We start from the raw sequence: 12,211 nt of genomic DNA, 5'->3' as shown, positions 1-12,211 counted from the left end.
TTTCAGACAAACCGTGAATTACATGGTTTGAGTGAAGGTACGAGTAATAACGTCCTGCTGCTGTTCTTTAGTCAGGGAGTTAAAACGTACAGCGTAACCAGATACACGAATGGTCAGCTGAGGATATTTCTCAGGGTGTTCCATCGCATCCAGCAGCATTTCACGGTTCATTACGTTCACGTTCAGGTGTTGACCACCTTCGATGGACGCTTCGTGGTGGAAGTAACCATCCATCAGACCCGCGAGGTTAGTTTTACGAACTTCGTCGTCTTTACCCAGTGCGTTAGGAACGATAGAGAAGGTGTAAGAGATACCATCTTTAGCGTATGCAAACGGCAGTTTAGCAACGGAAGTCAGAGAGGCAACAGCACCTTTCTGGTCACGACCGTGCATTGGGTTAGCACCTGGACCGAATGGAGCGCCAGCGCGACGACCGTCTGGGGTGTTACCGGTTTTCTTACCATAAACCACGTTAGAGGTGATGGTCAGAACAGACTGAGTCGGGATAGCGTTACGGTAAGTAGTCAGTTTCTGAATTTTCTTCATGAAACGTTCTACCAGGTCAACAGCGATATCATCTACGCGAGAATCGTTGTTACCGAACATTGGGTATTCGCCTTCGATTTCGAAGTCTACAGCCAGGCCGTCTTCGTCACGAACAGGTTTAACTTTCGCGTATTTGATTGCAGACAGGGAGTCAGCTGCAACAGACAGACCCGCGATACCACAAGCCATGGTGCGAACAACGTCACGGTCATGCAGAGCCATCAGAGACGCTTCGTAGCTGTACTTATCATGCATATAGTGAATGATGTTCAGCGCGGTGACGTACTGTTTAGCCAACCAGTCCATGAAGTGATCAAGACGGTCAAGAACGTTATCGTAGTCCAGAACGTCAGCCATGATTGGCGCTTCTTTAGGACCGATCTGAATTTTCAGTTTTTCATCAACGCCGCCGTTGATTGCATACAGCATGGTTTTCGCCAGGTTAGCACGAGCACCGAAGAACTGCATTTGCTTACCAACAATCATTGGGCTTACGCAGCATGCGATTGCGTAGTCATCGTTGTTGAAGTCAGGACGCATCAGATCGTCATTCTCGTATTGCAGAGAAGAGGTATCGATGGAAACCTTAGCTGCGAACTTCTTGAAGTTCAGTGGCAGTTTTTCAGACCACAGAATAGTGATGTTCGGCTCCGGAGACGGCCCCATGGTGTACAGGGTGTTCAGGAAACGGAAGCTAGATTTGGTAACCAGAGTACGGCCATCTACACCCATACCGGCGATAGATTCGGTCGCCCAGATTGGGTCACCAGAGAACAGCTCATCATACTCAGGGGTACGCAGGAAGCGAACCATACGCAGTTTCATGACCAGGTGGTCAATCATTTCCTGTGCTTCAAGCTCAGTAATTTTGCCTGCTTTCAGGTCACGTTCGATGAATGCATCCAGGAAGGTGGATACACGACCGAAGGACATTGCAGCGCCGTTCTGAGATTTAACCGCAGCCAGGTAGCCGAAGTAAGTCCACTGAATAGCTTCTTGAGCATTTTTAGCAGGACCAGAGATATCGCAGCCATATTTAGCAGCCATTTCTTTGATCTGACCCAGAGCACGGTGCTGCTCGGAGATTTCTTCACGCAGACGGATAGTTGCTTCCAGATCTTCGCCGTTTTCCAGTTTGGTCTGCAGAGAGTTGAACTGAGCAAATTTGTCTTTCATCAGGAAGTCGATACCGTACAGCGCTACGCGACGGTAGTCACCAATGATACGACCACGACCGTAAGCATCCGGCAGACCGGTGATTACGCCTGATTTACGGCAGTTCAGGATGTCTTTGGTATAAACGTCAAACACACCCTGGTTGTGGGTTTTGCGGTATTCGGTGAAGATCTTTTTCAGCATTGGGTCAAGTTCACGACCGTATACTTTGCAAGAACCTTCAACCATTTTGATGCCACCAAACGGAATAATTGCACGTTTCAGTGGAGCATCAGTCTGCAAGCCAACGATAGTTTCGAGGGACTTGTTGATGTAACCAGCATCATGAGAGGTGATGGTGGAAGCGAGATCAGTGTCGAAGTCAACAGGCGCGTGAGTGCGGTTTTCCTGTTTAACGCCTTCCATAACGTTGTCCCACAGAGCGGTAGTTGCGTCTGTAGCACCTGCCAGGAAGGACTCGTCACCCTCGTAAGGGGTGTAGTTTTTCTGAATAAAGTCACGCACGTTGACTTCATTCTGCCAGTCGCCTTTAGCAAAACCTTCCCAAGCGGTGGCTAACTTTTCATTAAGTTCGGACATTTAACACCTACCTTCTAATGTGGATTTCTTATTCCCTGAACAATGGTTAGCACTTAGTGCTTATCGCCACCGCGCAGATAAATTACCCAGTACGTCAACCCAACCAGTACACCGCCACCAATGATGTTCCCGATGGTTACTGGGATCAGGTTATCAGTGATGAAATTCAGTACGGTCAAGTGTGTGAAATTGTCCGGAGACGACCCAACTGCGGTCCAGAATTCCGGGCTTGCAAAGTTGCGTACTACGATACCCAAAGGGATCATGAACATGTTTGCGATACTGTGCTCAAAACCGCAAGCAACAAACATGGCGACCGGAAGGATCATAGCAAACATCTTGTCCATCAAACTGCGACCCGAGTAGCTCATCCAGACAGCCAGACAGACCATCAAGTTAGCTAAAATACCGAGGCAAACAGCTTCAATAAAGGTGTGATGCATTTTGTGGTCTGCGGTTTGAAGCACATTCAGACCCCACGCACCGTTAGCCGTCATATACATGCCTGACAACCAAATCAACACCACGAATAGCAATGCACCAACCAAGTTTCCGACGTAGACGTTAATCCAGTTCTTGGCTAGCTGACCCCAGGTGATTCGCCCGCTGGCTTTCGCAACAACGATTAACACCGTAGAGGTGAAAAGGTCGGCACCGCAGATGACACAAAGGATAAGCCCTAAGGAGAAGCAAGTTCCACCAATCAGTTTTGCAATCCCAAATGGAATGGTTGCAGTACCTGTAGTGGCAGTGATGTAAAAGACAAAGGCAATCGAGATGAACATGCCCGCAGTGATCGCTAAATAAAACGTAGTCAGCGGGTGTTTTGTTGCTTTATAGACGCCAGCATCTTCGGCGACTTTCGCCATAGCGGCTGGGAGCAATAGATCAAAAGGGTTGTCAGCTTTCACACTAACTCTCTCTTATTTAATTCGGCGACGAGATACTAACAAAGCATTATAGAGTAAAAATTGATATGGATCATATCTCGCCAAGCTTATAGGCCTGATAAAAGCAGGTGTTTACCTGTTTTTCAGTGTAAGTTATTGATATTAATTATAAAAATAAAGTTTAAATTTTATAACGTAATTTGATATTTGCCCTCTAAGCTTTGTTGAGTGGTTAATTAGAATGGAGTATTTTAATAATTTGACAACAATATTTGCAGCATAATTTAATAATATTTCACCAATATTTAACCGTTGAGTTACATGTGAAATTATTATGCTGACAATAAAAACACGGGGCAATAAAAATCGCCCCGTAATATAGCGTAAACATTAAGGTTTACGTAGCTTGAGTTTTAGTTTTTGACTTTATTTCCAAAATGCCGCTTTTGCGCGTTGCAATTTTTCATACGCGCTTAACAACGCTTGGTGCGCAGGGAAGGCTTTTAAATCGCTATCTACAGCTTGCAGGCCATAGAATGCAGCTTCGCCACTCAGGGCGGCGCTTGCAGCTTCAACCGTTTCGGCGCCGTACATGCGTATGAAGGCATTCAGGTATTGCAGCGGTTGGCGATCTTCTTCCATTGCTAAAAGCAGTAACGTTTGCAGGCAACGGTAGTAGTTCGCACGCTCAGCGCTGAAAATAGAGGCGTTGAACTCCATCGTCCATTCAGTCCAGATAAGCGCCTGCTCGGTATCGCCACCCGCCAGTGCCAGCATGGCCTTCAGCTCACCAATACGCAGCGTGTACCAGCCGTTGTCTTTACCGGTCGCCAGGCCCAGCAATTCACGCACACGAGTGAAATCATCATGGCCTTCTTCATCTAACTGCGAGATGAGATTGAGATAATCCTGTTTTTCCCACTCACTGCCCGGCAGTGCCAGAATAGTGTCGCGCAGGTGATAGCCCATATTGTTGTTTGCGAGTAACAGGTCTTCAGCCGGGTAAATATCAGACATGCCTGGCACGATGATGCGGCAAGCGTAAACATCCAGATGCTGGTAGTCAGCGATGTAGACTTCCTGGTCTTCTGCATCAAAAATTGCCATCAACGTGGCAAACTCTTCTTCTGTTGTGCCGGAGAAGCTCCAGTCAACAAATGGATAGTCAGCATCTTGCTTGAACATATCCCAGGAGATCAGACCGCTGGAATCAATGAAGTGAGTTTCCAGATTTGCATGTTCGGCCACCTCTTCGTCGTCAAAGGTTGGTGGGGTGAATACATCGAGGTCTTTCAGACCACGGCCCTGCAGCAGTTCTGTTACGGTACGTTCCAGCGCAACGCCAAAATCTGGGTGAGCACCAAACGAGGCAAAGCAGGTGCCATTTGCCGGGTTGAATAACACAACACAGATAACTGGGTATTTGCCGCCTAATGAACCGTCATACGCGAAGATTGGGAAACCTTCAGCTTCAAGTGTTGCAATAGACTCAACCACGCCCGGATAACGTGCCAGCACTTCCTGCGGGATTTCTGGCAAGCTGATGCTTTCGGCAATAATGCGGTTTTTAATATGGCGTTCGAAGACTTCAGATAATGCTTGTACGCGAGCTTCGTTTGCGGTGTTCCCTGCGGACATCCCATTTGAAACATACAGGTTGCCGATGATGTTCATCGGAATATACACAGTTTCTTGATCGGACTGGCGGGTGAATGGCAGTGCACAGATACCGCGCTCTTCATTACCAGATTGCAGGTCAATAAGCATACCTGCGGTGACTTCGTTTTCAGGGTCGTAAAACGCGCGCAGACGAGAGTCCAGGATGCCTTCCGGCAATTGCTCATCTTCTGGGATTGGGAACCACTTCTCGTTTGGATAATGCACAAACGGGCCATTGGCGATGGTTTTGCCCAACCAGAAATCAGCAAAGAAATAGTTAGTCGACAGACGTTCGAAATATTCACCCAGCGCTGAAGCTAAAGCAGCTTTTTTAGTTGCGCCTTTACCATTGGTAAAGCAAAGCGCGCTGTCTTTATCACGGATGTGCACTGACCAGACGTTCGGTACTGGGTTTAACCAGGAGGCTTCTTCTATATTAAAGCCAAGATCGGCGAGTTTGGTCTGAAAGCGAGCGATGGAGTCTTCCAGAGCGGCATCTTTGCCAGGAATAAAGGTTTGAGTCATGAGGTTTCACTTTTGTCGTACGCAAAGCGCGCAATGATACGGGTTTTAGCAGACTGACGCCATCGTCAGCAGCACGCAGGCGGCCTTAGCATAACAGGCTATGCTTACTGTCAGTAACCTACTGTTATGGCGGTATAAATGAAGACTTTTGATCTCCAACGGATGGCTCTTGACGAAGTCCCTCTCGATTTTCTGTGGGAAGTGGCTTTTCGTAGTCTCTACACCTTTATATTAGTGTTCCTGTTTTTGAAGATAACCGGACGGCGTGGCGTACGGCAGATGTCGCTTTTTGAAGTGCTAATTATACTGACGCTTGGCTCGGCGGCAGGGGATGTGGCGTTTTATCATGATGTCCCAATGCTACCTGTGTTTGTCGTATTCATTACTCTGGCCTGTTTGTATCGTCTGGTCATGTGGTTGATGAGCCACAGTGAAAAACTGGAAAACCTTCTGGAAGGGAAACCGGCTGTCATTATCGAAGATGGTGAGTTTGCGTGGGAGAAAATGAACGCCCAGAACATGACCGAGTTTGAGTTTTTTATGGAGCTACGACTGCATGGTGTGGAGCATTTGGGGCAGGTGCGCCTGGCGATTCTCGAAACTAACGGCCAGATTAGCGTTTATTACTTCCCCGACGATCTTGTCCGGCCTGGTTTATCTATTTTGCCGGAGTATTGCAGCAAACGTTTCGAAGTGATTCCTGAAGATGGCGATTACGCCTGCATACATTGCAGCGAAGTGCTTACCTTTAATGCGGGCGTTAAAGCAGCATGCCCACGTTGTAAACATCTGAAATGGGTCAAAGCCAGCACCGCCACGCGAGTGACGTGACGGGCAGTTATCGGGCGTTTACTTCAGCGACTAGTTGATTATGTTGTGTGATTTTGCGCACATTACCTGGCCATGCCTGATTAACCGTTGCAGCCTCTGCATCTGAGTGATAAAACCGATAGCGTGATAAAACTTATTGCTCTAAGCGTGGTGAGGGGAAATGGCTCAGGTATACAATTTTAGTTCCGGCCCGGCAATGCTGCCGGCTGAAGTGCTTCGTCGTGCGCAACTTGAACTCTGCGACTGGCAAGGTTTAGGCACCTCCGTAATGGAGATTAGCCACCGTGGTAAAGAGTTTATTGAGGTCGCTGAAGAAGCTGAAAAAGATTTTCGTGATCTGCTGCAAATCCCCTCAAACTACAAAGTTTTGTTCTGTCACGGCGGCGGTCGCGGCCAATTTGCTGGTGTACCGTTAAACCTGCTGGGCGACAAAACTACCGCAGATTATGTTGATGGAGGTTACTGGGCGAGTAGCGCAGTAAAAGAAGCGCATAAATACTGCACTCCGAATGTTATTGATGCCAAAGTCACCATTGACGGCCTGCGTGCCATCAAACCTATGAGTGAGTGGCAGGTTTCTGAAAACAGTGCCTACCTGCACTATTGCCCGAATGAAACTATTGACGGTATCGCGACTCATGAAACGCCTGATTTCGGCGATACAGTCGTGGTTGCTGACTACTCATCTTCTATTCTGTCGCACCCGATGGATATCAGTCGTTTTGGTGTTGTTTACGCAGGTGCGCAGAAAAACATCGGCCCTGCGGGTTTGACGTTGGTTATTGTGCGTGAAGATTTGCTCGGCAAGGCGCATAAAGCTTGCCCGTCAATTCTTGACTATACCGTACTTAACGAAAATGACTCCATGTTTAACACCCCGCCAACTTTCGCCTGGTACCTTTCCGGTCTGGTCTTCAAATGGCTGAAAGAGCAGGGCGGCGTTGAAGCAATGGACAAAACCAACAAAGCAAAAGCTGAGTTGTTATATGGTGTTATAGATAAAAGTGACTTCTACCGTAACGATGTGGCTTCGGCTAACCGTTCACGTATGAACGTGCCGTTCCAGTTAGCTGACAGTGCACTTGATAAAGTGTTCCTGGAAGAGTCGTTTGCCGCGGGTCTGCATGCACTGAAGGGCCACCGCGTAGTGGGTGGTATGCGCGCATCAATCTACAATGCAATGCCGCTTGAGGGCGTACAAGCGCTAACCAACTTTATGGTCGACTTCGAACGTCGCCACGGTTAATCGTTGCTCGTTGTTATTCTCCCCGCGACTCGCTTCGCGGGGTTTTTATTCTGTTTGAGTTGAGAGTATTTTCCCCATGCTGGAATCCCTGACGTTACAACCCATCGCCCTTGTCGACGGCACAATTAATCTCCCTGGTTCAAAAAGTGTCTCTAATAGAGCTTTGTTGCTGGCAGCACTGGCTAATGGCACCACCGAACTGACTAATTTGCTGGATAGCGACGATGTGCGTCACATGCTCAACGCGCTGAAAGCATTAGGGGTGAGCTACACACTTTCCGCCGATCGTACGCGTTGTGAAGTCACAGGAATGGGTGGTCCGTTACAAGCGTCAGGCGAGCTGGAACTTTTCTTAGGAAACGCAGGTACGGCGATGCGTCCACTGGCGGCGGCACTGTGCCTGGGCAGCAATAACATCGTGCTGACGGGTGAACCGCGCATGAAAGAACGCCCAATTGGCCATCTGGTTGATGCATTACGCCAGGGCGGCGCTCAGATTGATTATCTGGAGCAGGAGAATTACCCGCCGTTGCGTTTGCGTGGCGGTTTTAGCGGCGGCGAGGTTTCGGTTGATGGCAGTGTTTCCAGCCAGTTCCTCACGGCGCTTTTAATGACCGCTCCACTGGCGGCAAACGACACCGAAATCACCATTAAAGGTGAGCTGGTATCGAAACCGTATATCGATATCACCCTGCACCTGATGAAAACTTTTGGTGTTGAAGTCGAAAACCGTGATTACCGGAGCTTTGTTATTCGTGGCGGCCAGCAGTACACCTCACCAGGCGCGTATCTGGTGGAAGGCGATGCCTCTTCTGCTTCTTACTTCCTTGCGGCTGGCGCAATCAAAGGCGGCACGGTAAAAGTCACGGGTATTGGCCGTAACAGCGTACAAGGCGATATCCGCTTTGCTGATGTGTTGGAAAAAATGGGTGCAAAAATTACCTGGGGCGATGATTTCATCTCCTGCGAGCGCGGGGAACTTAACGCCATTGATATGGATATGAACCATATCCCAGATGCGGCAATGACCATTGCTACCGCTGCGTTGTTTGCTAAAGGCACCACTACACTGCGTAATATTTATAACTGGCGTGTGAAAGAGACTGACCGCCTGAGCGCGATGGCAACAGAGTTGCGTAAAGTCGGAGCGGTGGTAGAAGAGGGCGAAGATTACATTACTGTGACGCCGCCAGCTCAGCTACAGGTTGCTGAAATCGGCACCTATAACGACCACCGTATGGCGATGTGTTTCTCGCTGGTGGCATTGTCCGACACACCAGTAACTATCCTTGATCCGAAATGTACCGCGAAAACTTTCCCGGACTATTTTGAGCAGTTAGCGCGTATTAGCACCCCGGTTTAATACCTGAAGATAAGCTCCGACCTCACAATGTGGCGGAGCTGATTTCAACAAGTTTTCCCTTCTGATATCACATCCTCTGTATCCATTCCTGCTGTTTTTCCAGGCTTTTTAACGTAACTTGCGCAATTCTTCTACACTCAGCCTCATTAACTACGATAATTGGCAGGAAAGATAACGGTCAGTAATCTGGCGGCGTATAATATGCGGCGTTGATATTTTAGGTCCGCAATTCCAGCGAGAGGAGAGTACGATGACGGCACCCGCCCCGGTAATAACGATTGATGGCCCAAGCGGCGCAGGTAAAGGTACGCTGTGTAAGGCCATGGCGGAAGCATTGCAATGGCATCTACTTGATTCTGGTGCAATTTATCGAGTTCTTGCATTAGCAGCCCTGCATCACCAGGTTGATGTGACTTCTGAAGATGCGCTGGTTCCGTTGGCCGCACATTTGGATGTTCGCTTTGTAGCGAGTAATGGCAATCTGGAAGTTATCCTTGAAGGTGAGGATGTCAGCGCGGAGATTCGTACTCAGGAGGTTGCTAATGCAGCGTCTCAAGTCGCCGCTTTTCCTCGTGTACGTGAAGCGTTATTACGCCGTCAGCGTGCGTTCAGAGAGGCCCCTGGCCTGATTGCTGATGGCCGTGATATGGGAACAGTCGTTTTCCCTGATGCACCGGTAAAAATCTTCCTTGATGCCTCATCTGAAGAGCGTGCTCACAGGCGTATGCTGCAGTTGCAGGAGAAGGGCTTTAGTGTTAACTTTGAGCGCCTTTTGGCAGAAATTAAAGAACGTGATGATCGTGACCGTAACCGTGCAGTAGCACCGTTAATGCCAGCCGCAGATGCGTTGGTGCTGGACTCAACCAGCATGTCCATTGACGAAGTCATCAAACAAGCGTTGACGTACGCGCAGAAAATTTTAACACCAGCTCAATAATCAATATTGCGCTGGTGTCTGTTTTGTCATATTTGTCATGATATTGCCATAGTGGTATCCTGACATATCGGGTAGATTTTTACCCCTGTAACCTAAACCCTGTCGGCATGGAGCCAATGGCGGGGTATGTGAAACAACCCCATTCGGCGGGATGCTAAATGGACGTTAAACTAAAGAACCTTGAAGATTAACAACATGACTGAATCTTTCGCTCAACTCTTTGAAGAATCCCTTAAAACAATCGAAACCCGTCCGGGTTCCATCGTTCGTGGTGTTGTAGTTTCTATCGATAAAGACGTAGTACTGGTTGACGCCGGTCTGAAATCTGAATCTGCAATTCCGATTGAGCAGTTCAAAAATGCTGCTGGCGAACTGGAAATCCAGGTTGGTGACGAAGTTGATGTTGCTCTGGACGCTGTTGAAGATGGCTTTGGCGAAACTCTGCTGTCCCGTGAAAAAGCTAAGCGTCACGAAGCTTGGATCACGCTGGAAAAAGCTTACGAAGAAGCTGAAACTGTGGTCGGTATCATCAACGGCAAAGTTAAGGGTGGCTTCACTGTAGAGCTGAACGGTATTCGTGCGTTCCTGCCAGGTTCACTGGTAGATGTTCGTCCGGTACGTGACACTCTGCACCTGGAAGGCAAAGAGCTTGAGTTCAAAGTCATCAAGCTGGACCAGAAGCGTAACAACGTTGTTGTTTCTCGTCGTGCAGTTATCGAATCCGAAAACAGCGCAGAACGTGATCAACTGCTGGAAAACCTGCAAGAAGGCATGGAAGTTAAAGGTATCGTTAAGAACCTTACTGACTACGGTGCATTCGTTGATCTGGGCGGCGTTGACGGCCTGCTGCACATCACTGATATGGCATGGAAACGCGTTAAGCATCCAAGCGAAATCGTGAATGTTGGCGATGAAATTACCGTTAAAGTACTGAAGTTCGACCGTGAGCGTACTCGTGTGTCTCTGGGTCTGAAACAACTGGGCGAAGATCCATGGGTCGCAATCGCTAAGCGTTATCCAGAAGGTACCAAACTGACCGGTCGCGTGACTAACCTGACTGATTACGGCTGCTTCGTAGAAATCGAAGAAGGCGTTGAAGGCCTGGTTCACGTTTCCGAAATGGATTGGACCAACAAAAACATCCACCCATCCAAAGTTGTTAACGTTGGTGATGTTGTGGAAGTTATGGTTCTGGATATCGACGAAGAACGTCGTCGTATCTCCCTGGGTCTGAAGCAGTGCAAATCTAACCCATGGCAGCTGTTCGCTGAAACCCACAACAAGGGCGACCGCGTTGAAGGTAAAATCAAGTCTATCACTGACTTCGGTATCTTCATCGGCCTGGACGGTGGCATCGACGGCCTGGTTCACCTGTCTGATATCTCCTGGAACGTTGCAGGCGAAGAAGCAGTTCGTGAATACAAGAAAGGCGACGAAATCGCGGCTGTGGTTCTGCAAGTTGACGCAGAACGTGAGCGTATCTCCCTGGGTGTTAAACAACTCGCAGAAGATCCGTTCAACAACTACGTTGCACTGAACAAGAAAGGTACTATCGTTACTGGTAAAGTAACAGCAGTAGACGCGAAAGGTGCTACAGTTGAATTAGCAGATGGCGTAGAAGGCTACCTGCGTGCTTCTGAAGCTTCCCGTGACCGCGTTGAAGATGCAACTCTGGTTCTGAGCGTAGGCGACGACGTTGAAGCTAAATTCACCGGCGTTGACCGTAAAAACCGTGTTGTGAGCCTGTCTGTTCGTGCTAAAGACGAAGCTGACGAGAAAGATGCAATCGCTACTGTTAACAACAAACAGGAAGATGCACCGAACTTCTCTAACGCTATGGCTGAAGCATTTAAAGCAGCTAAAGGCGAGTAATCGTCTGAGCACTAAATCAGGGCGGCTACGGCCGCCCTTGTTCGATTGATAGCTGTAAGTTAATTTTCCTGAAAGGAAACCGGAGGAATCATGACCAAGTCAGAATTGATAGAAAGACTGGCAACTTCGCAATCTCACATCCCAGCGAAAGCTGTAGAAGATGCAGTGAAAGAGATGCTGGAGCATATGGCCTCTACTCTCGCCCAAGGTGAGCGTATTGAAATCCGGGGTTTCGGCAGTTTTTCCTTACACTATCGCGCACCTCGCACCGGACGTAACCCTAAAACTGGCGACAAAGTGGATCTGGAAGGCAAATACGTTCCGCACTTTAAACCAGGTAAAGAATTACGTGACCGCGCCAATATTTACGGCAATTAAATCTTCGGATTTGATTCTTAAGAACGGCACCTTCGGGTTAATGCTGATCGTTTAAGGATCAGTTGACCGATCCGGTGGCTCGTGTAAAAAGGGTTCATGCACAACATGGACCCTTTTTAAATGGAACTTTCACAAGCTCTCGGTATTATCAATCTCACTGCCCCCGATGAAGTTCAAAGCCTCGCTGACCTCCTGTCTCCTGACCTCAT

The 12,211-nt window shown here is 48.4% G+C and carries 9 protein-coding genes; 6 read left to right on the top strand and 3 right to left on the bottom strand.

Annotated features, from left to right (window positions below):
* Positions 1-18: 18 nt before the first annotated feature.
* The 3 genes from pflB to ycaO all read right to left on the bottom strand — a co-directional run bounded on the left by pflB (position 19) and on the right by ycaO (position 5,375).
* Positions 19-2,301 (bottom strand): formate C-acetyltransferase, encoded by a 2,283-nt coding sequence (gene pflB / locus LVQ76_RS00045; protein WP_151992718.1) that lies wholly within the window; start codon positions 2,299-2,301, stop codon positions 19-21.
* A 53-nt stretch (positions 2,302-2,354) separates the two neighbouring features.
* Positions 2,355-3,212, bottom strand: a complete 858-nt coding sequence (focA, locus tag LVQ76_RS00040; RefSeq protein ID WP_034494317.1) for a formate transporter FocA — start codon at positions 3,210-3,212, stop codon at positions 2,355-2,357.
* Between the two features lie 405 nt (positions 3,213-3,617).
* Positions 3,618-5,375 carry a 30S ribosomal protein S12 methylthiotransferase accessory factor YcaO gene (ycaO, locus tag LVQ76_RS00035; RefSeq protein WP_232920698.1) on the bottom strand — a complete coding sequence of 586 codons (1,758 nt, stop codon included), beginning with the start codon at positions 5,373-5,375 and terminating at the stop codon, positions 3,618-3,620.
* Between the two features lie 138 nt (positions 5,376-5,513).
* Here ycaO and LVQ76_RS00030 point away from each other — a divergent pair, with 138 nt between their 5' ends.
* From LVQ76_RS00030 to ihfB, 6 genes are all read left to right on the top strand, one after another.
* Positions 5,514-6,206 carry a DUF421 domain-containing protein gene (locus LVQ76_RS00030; RefSeq protein ID WP_232865012.1) on the top strand — a complete coding sequence of 231 codons (693 nt, stop codon included), beginning with the start codon at positions 5,514-5,516 and terminating at the stop codon, positions 6,204-6,206.
* 160 nt (positions 6,207-6,366) lie between these two features.
* Positions 6,367-7,452, top strand: a complete 1,086-nt coding sequence (gene serC, locus LVQ76_RS00025) for a 3-phosphoserine/phosphohydroxythreonine transaminase (RefSeq protein ID WP_232920697.1) — start codon at positions 6,367-6,369, stop codon at positions 7,450-7,452.
* A 79-nt stretch (positions 7,453-7,531) separates the two neighbouring features.
* Positions 7,532-8,815: a 3-phosphoshikimate 1-carboxyvinyltransferase gene (aroA, locus tag LVQ76_RS00020; protein WP_232920908.1), complete on the top strand. Its 1,284-nt coding sequence runs from the start codon at positions 7,532-7,534 to the stop codon at positions 8,813-8,815.
* A gap of 250 nt (positions 8,816-9,065) precedes the next feature.
* Entirely contained in the window at positions 9,066-9,752 is a 687-nt protein-coding gene (gene cmk, locus LVQ76_RS00015) for a (d)CMP kinase (protein ID WP_232903956.1), read from the top strand.
* 195 nt (positions 9,753-9,947) lie between these two features.
* Positions 9,948-11,624 carry a 30S ribosomal protein S1 gene (rpsA, locus tag LVQ76_RS00010; protein WP_064517522.1) on the top strand — a complete coding sequence of 559 codons (1,677 nt, stop codon included), beginning with the start codon at positions 9,948-9,950 and terminating at the stop codon, positions 11,622-11,624.
* Positions 11,625-11,714: 90 nt separating this feature from the next.
* Positions 11,715-12,002, top strand: coding sequence for an integration host factor subunit beta (ihfB, locus tag LVQ76_RS00005; protein ID WP_034494322.1), 288 nt, complete (start codon positions 11,715-11,717; stop codon positions 12,000-12,002).
* Positions 12,003-12,211 lie beyond the last annotated feature (209 nt).

Source organism: Buttiauxella cochleicola (assembly GCF_021283185.1).
Classification (GTDB): Bacteria; Pseudomonadota; Gammaproteobacteria; order Enterobacterales; family Enterobacteriaceae; genus Buttiauxella; species Buttiauxella massiliensis.
Note: the sequence above shows the minus strand (reverse complement) of the source record. Positions and strands in the feature narration are given on the sequence as shown.